At 63.9% G+C, this 14,493-nt stretch carries 14 protein-coding genes; 6 read left to right on the forward strand and 8 right to left on the reverse strand.

The window, feature by feature from the left end; genetic code table 11:
* Positions 1-178 precede the first annotated feature (178 nt).
* Positions 179-922, reverse strand: a complete 744-nt coding sequence (locus tag NP534_RS20695; RefSeq protein WP_050506139.1) for an MlaA family lipoprotein — start codon at positions 920-922, stop codon at positions 179-181.
* Between the two features lie 73 nt (positions 923-995).
* Positions 996-2,294 carry a serine/threonine protein kinase gene (locus NP534_RS20700; RefSeq protein ID WP_033700729.1) on the reverse strand — a complete coding sequence of 433 codons (1,299 nt, stop codon included), beginning with the start codon at positions 2,292-2,294 and terminating at the stop codon, positions 996-998.
* A 190-nt stretch (positions 2,295-2,484) separates the two neighbouring features.
* Here NP534_RS20700 and NP534_RS20705 point away from each other — a divergent pair, with 190 nt between their 5' ends.
* Positions 2,485-2,847, forward strand: a complete 363-nt coding sequence (locus NP534_RS20705) for a hypothetical protein (RefSeq protein WP_274099930.1) — start codon at positions 2,485-2,487, stop codon at positions 2,845-2,847.
* Positions 2,848-2,860: 13 nt separating this feature from the next.
* Here NP534_RS20705 and NP534_RS20710 read toward each other — a convergent pair whose 3' ends face one another.
* Complete coding sequence (locus tag NP534_RS20710; protein WP_274099931.1) at positions 2,861-4,429, reverse strand: glycoside hydrolase family 17 protein; 1,569 nt, start codon at positions 4,427-4,429, stop codon at positions 2,861-2,863.
* Positions 4,430-4,627: 198 nt separating this feature from the next.
* Here NP534_RS20710 and NP534_RS20715 point away from each other — a divergent pair, with 198 nt between their 5' ends.
* From NP534_RS20715 to NP534_RS20725, 3 genes are all read left to right on the forward strand, one after another.
* Positions 4,628-5,488, forward strand: coding sequence for a glycine betaine ABC transporter substrate-binding protein (locus NP534_RS20715; RefSeq protein ID WP_274099932.1), 861 nt, complete (start codon positions 4,628-4,630; stop codon positions 5,486-5,488).
* A 244-nt stretch (positions 5,489-5,732) separates the two neighbouring features.
* Entirely contained in the window at positions 5,733-6,044 is a 312-nt protein-coding gene (locus NP534_RS20720; protein ID WP_033700725.1) for a DUF485 domain-containing protein, read from the forward strand.
* On the forward strand, positions 6,041-7,705 hold the full coding sequence (locus NP534_RS20725) for a cation acetate symporter (protein ID WP_033700724.1): 1,665 nt from the start codon (positions 6,041-6,043) through the stop codon (positions 7,703-7,705). Before NP534_RS20720 ends, NP534_RS20725 begins: the two co-directional genes overlap by 4 nt.
* A gap of 67 nt (positions 7,706-7,772) precedes the next feature.
* Here the strand turns inward: NP534_RS20725 and NP534_RS20730 are convergent, their stop codons facing one another.
* Positions 7,773-7,925 carry a DUF3309 family protein gene (locus NP534_RS20730; RefSeq protein ID WP_012271016.1) on the reverse strand — a complete coding sequence of 51 codons (153 nt, stop codon included), beginning with the start codon at positions 7,923-7,925 and terminating at the stop codon, positions 7,773-7,775.
* 206 nt (positions 7,926-8,131) lie between these two features.
* Between NP534_RS20730 and NP534_RS20735 the strand changes: the two genes are divergently transcribed.
* Together NP534_RS20735 and csrA are read left to right on the forward strand one after the other, a co-directional pair.
* Positions 8,132-8,941, forward strand: a complete 810-nt coding sequence (locus NP534_RS20735; RefSeq protein ID WP_274099933.1) for an SDR family oxidoreductase — start codon at positions 8,132-8,134, stop codon at positions 8,939-8,941.
* A gap of 120 nt (positions 8,942-9,061) precedes the next feature.
* A complete protein-coding gene (gene csrA / locus NP534_RS20740; protein ID WP_274099934.1) occupies positions 9,062-9,250 on the forward strand; it encodes a carbon storage regulator CsrA in 189 nt (62 codons plus the stop codon).
* A 5-nt stretch (positions 9,251-9,255) separates the two neighbouring features.
* Here csrA and NP534_RS20745 read toward each other — a convergent pair whose 3' ends face one another.
* The 4 genes from NP534_RS20745 to NP534_RS20760 all read right to left on the reverse strand — a co-directional run bounded on the left by NP534_RS20745 (position 9,256) and on the right by NP534_RS20760 (position 14,382).
* Positions 9,256-9,483 (reverse strand): YheU family protein, encoded by a 228-nt coding sequence (locus NP534_RS20745; protein WP_016501031.1) that lies wholly within the window; start codon positions 9,481-9,483, stop codon positions 9,256-9,258.
* A gap of 88 nt (positions 9,484-9,571) precedes the next feature.
* Positions 9,572-10,759: an osmoprotectant NAGGN system M42 family peptidase gene (locus NP534_RS20750; protein WP_033700721.1), complete on the reverse strand. Its 1,188-nt coding sequence runs from the start codon at positions 10,757-10,759 to the stop codon at positions 9,572-9,574.
* An 86-nt stretch (positions 10,760-10,845) separates the two neighbouring features.
* The gene (gene ngg, locus NP534_RS20755) at positions 10,846-12,591 is read right to left on the reverse strand and encodes an N-acetylglutaminylglutamine synthetase (RefSeq protein WP_274099935.1); all 1,746 of its coding nucleotides are present in this window, start codon (positions 12,589-12,591) and stop codon (positions 10,846-10,848) included.
* Positions 12,592-12,594: 3 nt separating this feature from the next.
* On the reverse strand, positions 12,595-14,382 hold the full coding sequence (locus NP534_RS20760) for an N-acetylglutaminylglutamine amidotransferase (protein ID WP_274099936.1): 1,788 nt from the start codon (positions 14,380-14,382) through the stop codon (positions 12,595-12,597).
* Positions 14,383-14,493: the final 111 nt, after the last annotated feature.

The raw sequence follows: 14,493 nt of genomic DNA on the forward strand, positions 1-14,493 counted from the left end.
ACGACCATTAGCCCGGCCGAGGCCAGCCGCGTACCCAGGCCCAGCAACAGAAGCTTGGGGATTTGATGGAGGCAGTGCTGGCCTCTTCGCGGGTCAAGCCCGCTCCCACAGGTACAGCGCTGCTCTCAGGGCAGTGACATACCTGTGGGGCTTGCCCCGCGAAGAGGCCAGCAGTTACTTACTCGGCAATCTGCAACTTGCGCGCCTGGGTATACACATACCGAACCTTCTCATACTCGAACGGCGAGTTGAGCTGCCCGTAGCGGAAGTTGGTGGTGTAACGCTTGTCCACCACGCGCAGGGCAAAGATTTCCGGGTGGTCGGTGCTGGCCTCGGCCACGTTCAGGTAATTCACCGCCTGCTCGCCGGCATAGTCCACCACCAGCCCGGTGGTATCGCGCAGGTTCGAAGGGCCCAGCACCGGCAGCATCAGGAACGGCCCGTCCGGTACGCCATAAAAGCCCAGGGTCTGGCCGAAGTCTTCACTCTGGCGGGGCAAGCCCATCTTGGTCGCCGGGTCCCACAGCCCACCCACCCCGATCAGGGTGTTGAACATCAGCCGTGCGGTAATTTCGGCCGAACGCTTGGCCTTGAGTTGCAGCACGCTGTTGAACAGGTTCGGCACGTCGCCCAGGTTGTTGAAGAAGTTGCTCACCCCGGTGCGCACGAAGCGCGGGGTGACGTACTGATAGCCGCTCACCACCGGCAGCAGCACCCATTGGTCGAGGCGGTAGTTGAAGTGGTAGATGCGCCGGTTCATCGACTCCAGCGGGTCGTAGACGTTCAGCGCCTCCAGCGTGGAGCGCTCGAACTCGCGCTGGTCGAGCCCGGGGTTGAATTTGAGCTCGCGCAGCGGGTCGATAAAACCATCGGATTCAGGTGCCAGCGAGGCGCCGGTAATCTGCGGGTCGGCCTCGATCACGCTGGCCCGCGGTGCGGTCTCTGCGGCCAGGGCGTTGCCGGCGACAAGCAGGGCAGTGGCGAAGAGGAGTTTGTTAACCACGGAAGAACTCCAGCATGGCGTCGCTGTTGACGCGGTAGTTGAGGTTGCCGCAATGGCCGCCATGGGGGTAAAGGGTCAGGCGGTCGCCGAACACCTTGCGCAAGAAGCCGATATCGCCGGGGCCGAGGATGACGTCGTCGGCGTTGTGCATCACGGCAATCTTCGGGCTGTCGCGCAAGTAGTCTTCCAGCGCGTACAGGCTGACCTGGTTGACCAGTTGCAGGATGCTGTTGCCGTCGGTGCGGGCGCGCCACATGGGGATCACCTGCTCGGTCATGTAGCAGTCGAAATCGCACTGCAGGGCACGTTTGAAGAACGGCGTAAGGCTACTGCCCTCGGTGATCGGAAACTTCGGCGGAATGATCAGGCCGCGGCGGTTGATCAGGTCGGAGGTAAAGGCGATGTCCGCTGCCGAAAAACGGAACGAAGTGCCGATCAGCATCGCCATCTGCTCGTTGGACAGGTGCTGGCGTGACTGCTGGAAGTCGTACAGCAGGGCCTCGTTTAGGTCGATGTAGCCTTTGTCCTGGAAGTAACGGGTCAGCTTGGTCAGCATCAGTTCGTAGAAGGTGGTGCTGCGGTCGATGCCCTTGACCTGGGTCTGTACCAGTTTGTCGAGGTTGTTGATCGAGGTGTACAGGTTGACCGGCGGGTTTAGCAGCAGCACGCGCTTGAAGTTGAAGCTGCGCCGGGTTTCGTCCAGGTGGCTGACGAACGCCGCGTCCAGGGCACCGAGGCTGTAGCCGGTGAGGTAGAAGTCGCTGACCGGCAGGCGCGGATGCTGGGCCCGCACGGCCTGCATGACCCGGTACATGTCTTCGGCGTCTTCCTGGCTGATACCGGGGGTGGCGAAGCGCGAGGCCGCACTCATGAAGTCGTAGCTGGTGGGCGAGGACAGTTGCACCACGTGGAAGCCGGCCTGGTAGAACAGTTTTTTCAGGTATTCGTTGATGCTGCTCGAATAGGGCGCACCGGTGCCGGCGATGACGAAGATCAGCGGTGCTTCGCGGTCTTGACGGGCCAGGCGGTACTTGAGTTTTTTCACCGACCAGAAGTTGTCGGGCAAGGTGAACTCACGCTCGGGGCGCAGGTTGAGGCTGTAGTCGGCCTGGTCGATTTCATCGTCGCTGGGCAAGGTCGGGCGTTGCTCGGGCGGCGTGGTGGCGATGGTTGCCTCGAACGGGTTGGTCAAGGGGTAGCCATAGCTCGCGGCGTCGATGTCCCGCGCCGAAGCGGCCGCAGCCATGAGCAGGCCGCCGAGCAAGGCAGCGAGGCGCAAAGTTCGAAGCATGTAATCCCCCAAAAAGACGCAAGGTGGTGCAATGTGCAGGCTAGGACCACGGCGGTATGGGCAAAGTTGCCAAGTGCGGTGGCCTTTGGTGTGCTCGTTATCTGCAACATAGCTGCAGGATGGTGATTTTGCCTTACAACAGGGCTTGGGCGATCATGCACGATTTCGATTACCGCTATTGGAGAACTGGATGTCTCGTTCGTTGCCGATCGTTGCCCTGCTGTTGTTCCTGCCGTTGTGGCTGGCCGCCAGCTATGGCGTACGTTATGGGCTGATGGAAGATGCGCAGTGGGTGGGGCTGTGTGCCGCGCCCGGTGCGTTCTGGCAGTGCCAGGTGCGTTCGCTGCTGGGGCTGGGCATCCATTTTCAGGTAATCGCCTGGAGTGGGCTCGGCCTGGCGCTGATCGCACAGGGGGTCGCCGGGCGGGCCGGCAGGTGGCTGGCAGGCGCTGCGCTGGTGTTCGCGATCCCGGCGCTGGTGCTGTATACCGCGAGCATTGCGGTGTTTGCCGTGGTGCTGGCGGGGTTGCGGCTGGTGCGGCAACCCCGCTGACGGGGCGTTATGGTCACTCGGCCCTGCGCAGTCGCAAACTGCGCCACAAGGCCGCTGTCATCAGCACGCTCACTACCGCCCAGCCCCAGGCCTGCTGGTTCTGCAGGCCTTCGAGGTATAACTGCGGCGCCACCCCCGAGCCCACGATAAATGCCAGCAACGCGGCCTCGGCCCGCCGCGCCAGCACCGGCCGCAGCAGGTAAACCACCGCCGGCAATGCCAAAGCAGCGCTGGGGAAGCTGCGATAACGCGGGTCGAACACCAGCGCCAGCATGCTCACCGCCGCCGCAAAGCCTGCAGCGAGCAACAGCCAGCCCGCACGGGCCTCGAACCAGGCGAACAGGCGCGCACGCCACCCTTCAGCACGCACCAACGCCAATGCCGCATGGGCCAGCACCAGCAGGTTGAGCCCCACCAGCAGCGCGGCCCACAGCCATTCCCCGGCAAAGCGCGCATGGCTGCGCATCAGCTCGCCCCACAACCCCAGGCAGCCCGCGCCAAACGCTGCCAACAACGGCAACAGCACGGCCCCGGCGGTTGTCGCGGGGCGCCCGGCCAGCAGCAGCACGGCCAGCATCAACAGCGCACTGGCCGCCAGCCACTGCGGCCAGTAGGGCAGGTTGCTGACCGGCCCTTCGAGCACGCCTTTGTCCTGCCGGTCGGCATCGTAAAGCCCCCAATAGCCGCCCACGGCGCCTTCGCTGGCGCGCTTCCACGGTTGGTCGAAGGCCTCGATCAGGTTGTACTGCCAGCCATGCTGTTCGGCCAGGCTGACGAAGCCGCGGATGAAGCGCGCCTCGTTGACCCGGCTGGGCACTGCGGTTTCGCGCTGGCGGCCTTCACTGGGCCAGCCGGTCTCGCCAATCAGGATGCCCTTGGGCGCAAAACGCGTACCGAATACACGGCGCACGTCGGCGACATGGGCCAGGGCATCGTCGATGCCGCGCGGGTCGTCTTCCCAGTAGGGCAGCAGGTGAATGGTCAGAAAGTCCACGGCGGGGGCTACCTGCGGATGCTGTAGCCAGAACTCCCAGACGTCGGCATAGGTCACCGGTACCGTGACCTGGCGCTTCACTTTGCCGATCAATTCGGCCAGGCGCGCGCCGGTGACCTCCTTGCGCAACAGCGCCTCGTTGCCGACGATCACCGCGCTGACCACGTCGGGGTAGGCGTTGGCCGTGGCGATCAGCAGGTCCACTTCCTTTTCGGTGTCCACCGGGTTGGCGTTGACCCAGGCGCCGAGCATCACCTTCAGGCCATGTTTGCGCGCCAGCAGCGGGATTGCCTCAAGGCCGGTCATCGAGTACGTGCGGATGCACTGGAAACGTTCGGCCAGCAAGGCCAGGTCGGCGTCCATGCGCGCCGGGCGCAGGCGAAACGGCTGGTCGAAGGGCGACTGATCCTTGTCGAACGGTGTGTACGAAGCACACTGCAGTTTATGCGTGGGGCTGGCCGCATCGGGCAGCTGTACCGGCTTGCCAAGCCCGTACCAGAGCGCCCCCAGCCCGATCAGGGCAAGCAGGCAGGCAAACAGGTAGAGCGGCAGGTGCAGGCGGGTAGGGCTAGGCATCGGGCGGTCCATCGTCAGGCGCAAAAGGGTAGATAGTAGCCCGGCGCCAAACCTTTGGCATGCAAGGATCGCGCAGGCTGGCGTGAGTCTATGGCGCTAATGGCATAGTGCTGTCGCATATGGGGCGGTTGGATGTCGTTCACGGAGCAGGTTGCTCTTTGTTGCAGGAAGATGATGCAATCTCCGAGACCTGACGAGGGGATGCTTTTGATGGCTACTTTGAAGACAGTGCGACGTTTCCTGGGGGCGGGCACCGCCCTGGTATTGGCCATGAGCGCTGCGCAGGCAATGGCTAAAGAGGTAAGCATCGGTTACGTGGATGGTTGGGCCGACAGCGTGGCGACCACCAACGTGGCCGCCGTAGTGATCAAGCAGCAACTCGGCTACGACGTGAAGTTGCAGGCCGTGGCCACGGGCATCATGTGGCAGGGCGTGGCGACCGGCAAGCTCGATGCGATGTTGTCGGCCTGGCTGCCGGTGACCCACGGCGAGTATTGGACCAAGAACAAGGACAACGTGGTCGACTACGGCCCCAACTTCAAGGATGCCAAGATCGGCCTGATCGTCCCTGAGTACGTGAAGGCGAAGAGTATCGCCGACCTCAAGACCGACGAAAGCTTCAAGCAGAAGATTGTCGGCATCGACGCCGGGTCCGGCGTGATGATCAAGACCGACCAGGCCATCAAGGACTACGACCTGACGGGTTACAAGCTGCAGGCAAGCTCTGGCGCAGCGATGACGGCTGAACTGGGCCGTGCCTACTCCAAGCAGCAGTCGATTGCAGTGACCGGCTGGGTGCCGCACTGGATGTTCGCCAAGTGGAAGCTCAAGTTCCTGGAAGACCCGAAGGGCGTTTATGGCGCTGCTGAAACCGTCAATAGCATCGGTAGCAAAGAGCTGGCGACCAAGGCGCCGGAAGTGGCCGAGTTCCTCAAGAAGTTCAGCTGGCAGTCCAAGGACGAGATCGGCGAGGTAATGCTGGCGATTCAGGAAGGTGCCAAGCCTGAAGCGGCAGCCAAGGATTGGGTGGCCAAGCACCCGGATCGGGTCAAGGAGTGGACCGGTAAGTAATTTGCCAAGCGCTTGCCGTTGTTCGTGGAGCGCCTTTGAAATCGAGCGCCGCGTGGGCGGCGTTCGATTTACGCGCCACTGCGCGACCCAAGGCAAGCACCTTTCAGTCCCAACCCATTCAGCTCTTTGTTACGCAATCGGTAAAACACTGTTGCATCTAAGACTAAGGTCGTCTGGTTGGCGTCCAACGGCAGCATAAAGTGAAGGTGGGTTCTCCCTGATCTGTGCTGCTAGGACAAAAACAATGAACGACAGCATTTACCTCTCGATACAAAACAGCCCGCGCTTCAAGGAGCTGGTCACCAAACGCGAACGGTTCGCCTGGATTCTCTCGGCGATCATGCTCGGTCTCTACTGCGCCTTCATCCTCCTGATCGCCTATGGTCCTCAGATTCTGGGCGCCAAGCTCAGCCCTGAGTCGTCGATTACCTGGGGCATTCCCCTGGGCGTCGGCCTGATCCTTTCGGCATTCGTGCTGACCGCCATCTACGTACGCCGCGCCAACGGCGAGTTCGATGAGCTGAACAAGGCTATCCTGAAGGAGGCGCAACAATGATTCGCCACGCCAAAGCCCTGGCCGTTCTGGCCTGCGGCGTTTTCGCACCCGCCGTGTGGGCCGCCGATGCCCTGACCGGCGAGGTGCAGAAACAGCCGCTGAACGTTTCCGCGATCGCCATGTTCGTGGCCTTCGTCGCCTTTACCCTTGGCATCACCTACTGGGCCTCCAAGCGCAACAAGTCGGCGGCGGACTACTATGCTGCCGGTGGCAAGATCACCGGTTTCCAGAACGGCCTGGCAATTGCCGGTGACTACATGTCGGCGGCCTCGTTCCTGGGTATTTCCGCCCTGGTGTTCACTTCTGGCTACGACGGCCTGATCTACTCGATCGGCTTCCTGGTCGGCTGGCCGATCATCCTCTTCCTGATCGCCGAACGCCTGCGCAACTTGGGCAAGTACACCTTCGCCGACGTGGCCTCGTACCGCCTCGGGCAGAAGGAAATCCGTACCTTGTCGGCCTCCGGCTCGCTGGTGGTGGTGGCGTTCTACCTGATCGCGCAGATGGTCGGCGCCGGCAAGCTGATCGAGCTGCTGTTCGGCCTCGACTACCACGTGGCGGTGATCCTGGTTGGTATCCTGATGTGCCTGTACGTGCTGTTTGGCGGCATGCTGGCCACCACCTGGGTACAGATCATCAAGGCCGTGCTGCTGCTGTCCGGTGCCAGCTTCATGGCGCTGATGGTGATGAAGCATGTCAACTTCGACTTCAACACCCTGTTCTCCGAAGCGATCAAGGTGCACGCCAAAGGTGAGGCGATCATGAGCCCTGGCGGCCTGGTCAAGGACCCGATCTCGGCGTTCTCCCTGGGCCTTGCGCTGATGTTCGGTACCGCCGGCCTGCCGCATATCCTGATGCGCTTCTTCACCGTCAGCGACGCCAAGGAAGCGCGCAAGAGCGTGCTCTACGCCACAGGCTTCATCGGCTACTTCTACATCCTCACCTTCATCATCGGCTTCGGCGCGATCTTGCTGGTCAGCACCAACCCGGACTTCAAGGACGCCGCAGGCGCCCTGCTGGGTGGCAACAACATGGCAGCGGTGCACCTGGCCAATGCCGTGGGTGGCAGCGTGTTCCTCGGCTTCATCTCGGCGGTGGCCTTTGCCACCATCCTGGCGGTGGTAGCGGGCCTGACCCTGGCCGGTGCCTCGGCGGTGTCCCATGACCTGTACGCCAGCGTATGGCGCAAGGGCAAGGCCAACGACAAGGACGAGATCCGCGTGTCGAAGATCACCACCATCGCCCTGGGCGTGCTGGCGATCGGCCTGGGTATCCTGTTCGAGAAGCAGAACATCGCCTTCATGGTCGGCCTGGCGTTCTCGATTGCCGCCAGCTGCAACTTCCCGGTACTGCTGCTTTCGATGTACTGGAAGAAACTGACCACCCGCGGCGCCATGATCGGTGGCTGGCTGGGCCTGGTGAGTGCAGTGGGCCTGATGGTGCTCGGCCCGACCATCTGGGTGCAGATCCTCGGCCACGAGAAGGCGATCTACCCGTACGAGTACCCGGCGCTGTTCTCGATGCTGATTGCCTTCGTTGGTATCTGGTTCTTCTCGGTCACCGACAAGTCCAAGGCAGCTGAAAACGAACGTGCGCTGTTCTTCCCGCAGTTCGTGCGTTCGCAGACTGGCCTGGGCGCCTCCGGTGCTGTCTCGCACTGATCGTTGAGGTCATAAAAAACCGCGATACGGGTGATGCCCGTATCGCGGTTTTTTCATTCATGGCCGGCTAGATCATGCCTAACAACAACAGCACCAGCAGAATCACCAGCACTACGCCGACGATGCCGGATGGGCCGTAGCCCCAGCTGCGTGAGTGTGGGAAGACGGGTAAGCCACCGATCAGCAGCAGGATCAGGATGATGATGAGGATCGTGGTCATGGCGGAGTCCTTGCGTGGTTAGGGGTCAAGGGCCTCGGACTGCTGGCCTCTTGTTAATTCGGACCGGTGCCGCTTGTGAAAGATTCCATTTGCTCGGCACTGACCGCTTGGTCATGCCCGCCCATTCACTACCTTGATGGATCCTGCCTGATGCCAATGCCTTGAGTAGACTCGCCTGACAACCCATCAGAACAAGGCCTGCCACCATGCAAAACCGCATCATGATCACCGGCGCCGGGTCCGGCCTGGGCCGCGAGATCGCCCTGCGCTGGGCACACGAGGGCTGGCGCCTGGCGTTGGCCGACGTCAATGAGGCAGGGCTGCGCGAGACACTGGAGCTGGCCCGTGAGGCCGGTGGCGAGGGCTTCGTGCAGCGCTGTGATGTGCGCGACTACAGTCAGCTCACCGCCCTGGCCCAGGCATGCGAAGAGCGCTTTGGCGGCATCGATGTGATCGTCAACAATGCCGGCGTCGCCTCGGGCGGCTTTTTCGCGGAGCTGTCGCTGGAGGACTGGGACTGGCAGATCGCGGTCAACCTGATGGGCGTGGTCAAGGGCTGCAAGGCATTCCTGCCGTTGCTGGAGCGCAGCAAGGGCCGAATCATCAACATCGCCTCGATGGCCGCGCTGATGCAGGGCCCGGGCATGAGCAACTACAACGTGGCCAAGGCTGGCGTGCTGGCGCTGTCGGAAAGCCTGCTGGTCGAGTTGCGCCAGTTGCAGGTGGCGGTGCACGTGGTGTGCCCGTCGTTCTTCCAGACCAACCTGCTCGATTCGTTCCGTGGCCCGAACCCGGCCATGAAGGCCCAGGTCGGAAAGCTGCTGGAGGGCTCACCGATCAGCGCGGTCGATATTGCCGCGTACATTCACCGGCAAGTGGCCGCCGGCGAGTTCCTGATCCTGCCGCACGAGGCTGGGCGTCAGGCCTGGCAGCTCAAGTGCGAGGCGCCCGCGCGACTGTATGACGAGATGGCCGAAATAGCGGTGAAAATGCGCGCCAAAGCCCCGACGCGATGATCCGTCTGTAGGGGGATTTACCTATGAATGTAGGTCTGTTCTGAATTGCCATGGAACCATTGTGTAGCCATCTGTACCCGAGGCAGGCTCCGGTTTTCCCTGTCGCAGGAGGATCGGATCATGCTGGTAATAGGGCGCGAAGTGGGCGAGGTCATCACCATCGGCGATGACATCCGCATCATGGTGGTGGAGACGCGAGACGGGATGGTGCGCTTCGGGATCAGTGCGCCGCGCGAGGTGCCGGTGCACCGCGCCGAGGTGTACAAGCGCATCAAGGAGGCTGAGGCGCGCAAGCAGCATATTGCCTGAAGGGGTCAGTCCAGCAGTTCGCGTGGCACATCGTGTTTGGCCAGTAACTGGCATTGCTGGCTTTCCGGGTCGAACAGGATGAACGCCTGGCCCTTGGCCAACGCCTGGCGCACGCGCAGCACGCGGGTTTCCAGGGGGGTATCGTCGCCATTGTCGGTGCCATCGCGGGTGACGAAGTCCTCGATCAGCAGGGTCAGGGTTTCGGCTTGCAGTTGGTCGTAGGGGATCAGCATGGGCAGGGGCGATTCTGGGGAATTAAGTGTGTGGGCATGCTACGCGAAAAGTTCGAGGGTTTGGGGCCGCTGTGCGGCCCCAGGGGGCTCAGCCTTTATTACCAACCAGGCTGTCCACCGCCGGCACCCGGGTATCGCTCTCCATTTGCGCATCGTGCTCCAACTGATGGCTGAAGCGTTCGAGCGAGGCATTGGCCGGCTGCGAGTCGCTGGCGAATACTGGTGGGCTCAGCAGGTACGCTGACAACAACCGGCTGAGCGCCGCCAGGCTGTCGATATGGGTGCGTTCGTAACCGTGGGTGGCATCGCAACCGAAGGCCACCAGCGCGGTACGGATGTCATGCCCCGCCGTCACTGCCGAGTGGGCATCGCTGAAGTAGTAACGGAACAGGTCGCGCCTTACCGGCAGTTCATGGTCGCCCGCCAGTTTCAGCAGGTGGCGCGACAGGTGGTAGTCGTAAGGCCCCGAAGAGTCCTGCATGGCCACGCTCACCGCATGCTCGCTGGAGGCCTGCCCTGGCGCTACCGGGGCAATGTCGATACCGACGAATTCGCTGACGTCCCAGGGCAGGGCGCCTGCCGCGCCAGAGCCGGTTTCTTCGGTGATGGTGAACAGCGGGTGGCAGTCGATCAGCGGCTGCTGGCCACTTTCCACCACCGCCTTGAGCGCCGCCAGCAAGGCGGCTACCCCGGCCTTGTCGTCCAGGTGGCGGGCACTGATGTGGCCGCTGTCGGTGAACTCGGGCAATGGGTCGAACGCCACGAAGTCGCCAATCGATACCCCCAGGGCTTCGCAGTCGGCGCGGGTGGCGCAATAGGCGTCCAGGCGCACTTCGACGTGGTCCCAGCTCACGGGCATCTGGTCGATGGCGGTGTTGAAGGCATGCCCGCTGGCCATCAGCGGCAATACGCTGCCGCGGAACACGCCGGTGTCGGTGAACACACTGACCCGGCTGCCCTCGGCAAAACGGCTCGACCAGCAGCCTACCGGGGCCAGGGCCAGGCGGCCGTTATCCTGCACCTGCCGCACGCTGGCACCGATGGTGTCCAGGTGAGCGGAGACGGCGCGATCGGGCGAGCTTTGCCGGCCCTTCAGGGTGGCGCGGATGGTGCCACGGCGGGTCAGCTCGAAGGGGATGCCCAGTTCGTCCAGGCGTTCGGCCACGTAGCGCACGATGGTGTCGGTGAAGCCGGTGGGGCTGGGGATGGCGAGCATCTCCAGCAGGACGCGTTTGAGGTAGTCCAGATCGGGTTCGGGGTGGTGATGTTCAGACATATGCACTCCTTACCGGCCTCTTCGCAGGCTCACCGCAGCGATAACCTGTGGGCGCGGGCTTGCCCCGCGAAGAGGCCGTCATTGATTCACGCCAAAGCCCGGCTATGCGGGAACAGCAGGTCGACAAAGCGCTCGGCTGTTGGCTGCGGTTCATGGTTGGCCAACCCGGCCCGCTCGTTGGCTTCGATGATCACGTAATCCGGGTGTTCGGCATCACGCACCATCAGGTCCATGCCCACCACTGGAATATCCAGCGCCCGTGCGGCCCGCACGGCGGCATCCGCCAGCACCGGGTGCAAGCGCTCGGTCACGTCCTCCAGTGTGCCGCCGGTGTGCAGGTTGGCGGTGCGGCGCACGGCCAGGCGCTGGCCGGCAGGCAGCACGCTGCCGTAGTCGAGGCCGGCGGCACGCACGCTGCGTTGGGTCTCATCGTCCAGCGGTATGCGGCTTTCGCCACCGGTCGCGGCTTGCCGGCGACGGCTCTGGGCTTCGATCAGCGCCTTGATGCTGTGCTTGCCGTCACCGATGACCTGGGCCGGGTGGCGGATGGCGGCCGCTACCACTTCATGGCCGATCACCAGGATGCGCAGGTCCTGGCCGGGGTGGAAGCTTTCCAGCAGCACACGGCTGTCGAAACGCCGGGCGTGTTCGATGGCCTGGCTGACATCGTCATAGGTGGTCAGGTTGACCGCCACGCCCTGGCCTTGCTCGCCATCCACCGGCTTGACCACCACGGCGCCGTGCTCGTCGAGAAACGCCAGGTTGTCGTCGGCATTGCCGGCCAGTTGCTGCACCGGCACGTGCAGGCCGGCGTTGTGCAGGGTCTGCTGGGTCAGCCGTTTGTCTTGGCAGAGGGTCATGCTGACCGCGCTGGTCAGGTCGCTCAGCGATTCGCGGCAACGCACCCGGCGCCCGCCGAGGCTGAGGGTGAACAGCCCGCCTGCGGCATCGTCCACCTGCACTTCGATGCCACGCCGATAGGCCTCGTCGACGATGATCCGCGCATAGGGGTTGAGCCCGGCTTCAGGGCCTGGGCCGAGGAACAATTGCTGGTTGATGCCGTTCTTGCGCTTGACCGCGAAGGTCGGCAGGTTGCGAAAGCCGAGCTTGTCGTACAGGCGCTTGGCCTGGCGGTTGTCATGCAGCACCGACAGGTCCAGGTAGGCCAGGCCTCGGCTCATGAAGTGCTCGATCAGGTGACGCACCAGCACCTCACCTACGCCAGGGCGGGTGCAATGCGGGTCGACGGCCAGGCACCACAGGCTGCTGCCGTGCTCGGGGTCGTCAAAGGCCTTGCTGTGGTTAAGGCCCATGACACTGCCGATCACCGCGTGGGTGTCTTCGTCTTCGGCCAGCCAATACACCGGCCCGCCGAGGTGGCGTGGGGTCAGCAGTTCGGGCTGCACCGGCAGCATGCCACGGGCCTGGTACAGGCCGTTGATCGCCTGCCAGTCGGCGTCACTCTGCGCCCGGCGGATGCGAAAGCCGCGGAACACCCGTTGCGCCTGGCGGTAATCGGTGAACCACAGGCGCAGGGTGTCGGACGGGTCGAGAAACAGCTGTTGTGGCGCCTGGGCCAGCAGCTGCTGCGGCGCCGCCACGTACAGGGCGATGTCGCGCTCGCCGGGGCGCTCTGCCTGCAGCGCCTCGGCCAGGCTGGCCGGGTCCGGGTAGGTGTGGCCGATCAGCAGCCGGCCCCAGCCGCAGTGCAAGGCACGTGGCTGGTCGTGGGGCTCGCTGCCATCGCCGGCCAGGCGCGCCTGCAAGCGCTCGTAGGACGGTGCCTGGCCGCGCAGCAGGCGCTGGCCGTAGGCGATTTCGTGGGCTTTCATCGGTCAGATTCCTTGTTCGCTCAGCCACAGGTTGAGCGCTGCCAGCTGCCACAGCTTGGAGCCACGCAAAGGGGTCAACTGGCCGTGTGGGTTGCTCAGCAGGCGGTCGAGCATGGCCGGGTTGAACAGCCCACGGTCCTGGCTGGGGTCGGTCAGCAGCTCGCGCACCCAACCCAGCGTTGCGCCTTCCAGGTGCTTGAGGCCAGGGACCGGGAAGTAACCCTTCTTGCGGTCGATCACCTCATGCGGGATCACCCGTCGGGCGGCCTGTTTGAGCACCTGCTTGCCGCCATCGGGCAGCTTGAAGCGCGCCGGGATGCGTGCCGACAGTTCCACCAGGCGGTAGTCGAGGAACGGCGTACGGGCTTCCAGGCCCCAGGCCATGGTCATGTTGTCGACCCGTTTGACCGGGTCATCGACCAGCATCACCGTGCTGTCCAGGCGCAGGGCCTTGTCGACCGGGTCGCGGGCGCCGGGGCGGGCGAAGTGCTCGCGGACAAAATCGCCGGCGGCGTCGCTTTCCAGCAGCCAGGGCGCTTGCACGGTGTCACGGTACTCGGCGTGGCTGCGGTCGAAGAACGCATCGCGGTAGGCGCCGAAGGCATCCTCGGCGCCGTCGACCTGTGGGTACCAGTGGTAGCCGGCGAACAGCTCGTCCGCGCCCTGGCCACTTTGCACGCCCTTGCAGTGCTTGGCCACTTCCCGCGACAGCAGGTAGAAGGCGATGCAGTCATGGCTGACCATCGGCTCGCTCATGGCGCGGAACGCGGCGGGCAACTGGTCGATGATCTCGTGTTCGGCGATGCGCAACTGGTGGTGGCGGGTGCCGTAGTGGCGGGCGATCAGGTCGGAATACTGGAACTCGTCGCCGCGTTCGCCGCCGGCATCTTCGAAGCCGATGGAGAAGGTCGACAGGTCGTCGACGCCGGCCTCGCGCAGCAGGCCGACCAGCAAGCTGGAGTCGACACCGCCGGACAGCAGCACCCCGACATCCACCGCAGCGCGCTGGCGGATCGCCACGGCATCACGCGTGGCGTCGAGTACGCGGGTGGTCCAGCCTTCCAGGTCGAGCTCACGCTCGTCGGGGTGGGCGCCGTATTGCAGTTGCCACCAGGTCTGGCGTTCGACTTCGCCGTGGCGGTCGACGCGCATCCAGGTGCCGGGCTCGAGCTTTTGCACATTGGCCAGCAAGGTGCGCGGCGCCGGCACCACGGCGTGGAAGTTGAGGTAGTGGTTGAGCGCCACCGGGTCGATGACCGGGTCGATGTCGCCGCCCTTCAGCAGTGCAGGCAGCGTCGAGGCGAAACGCAGGCGCTCGCCGTTGCGCGACAGGTAGAGGGGTTTGACGCCGAGGCGGTCGCGGGCCAGGAACAGGCGTTGGTTGTCACGCTCCCAGATGGCCAGGGCGAACATGCCGTTGAGCTTGGGCAGCAGGGCTGCGCCCCAGGCGTGGTAGCCCTTGAGCAGCACTTCGGTGTCGCCGTCGGACCAGAAGGTGTAGCCCAGGTCCTGCAGCTCCTGGCGCAGCTCGGGGAAGTTGTAGATGGCGCCGTTGAAGGCCAGCGACAGACCCAGGGTGTTGTCGACCATCGGCTGCGCCGAGCCGTCGGACAAATCCATGATTTTCAGCCGGCGGTGGCCGAGGGCGATCGGGCCTTGGCTATGAAAGCCCCAGGCGTCCGGGCCGCGAGGCGCCAGGTGGTGGGTGATGCGCTCCACTGCGGCCAGGTCGGCCGGGCGTGGGGCTTGGTCGATGGGGGTAAAACGTAACTCTCCTGCTAATCCGCACATAAGTCCTTACCGGTTTTTCCGTTGGGGAGGCGGCGCCAGGAAGCAGGCGCCTTAAGGAACTGACCGAGGAGGTTTGCAGGAGTTTTAGATCAATCTGTTATATGGGTGGGG

The organism is Pseudomonas sp. 39004, from assembly GCF_028682155.1.
GTDB classification, from domain to species: Bacteria; Pseudomonadota; Gammaproteobacteria; order Pseudomonadales; family Pseudomonadaceae; genus Aquipseudomonas; species Aquipseudomonas capeferrum.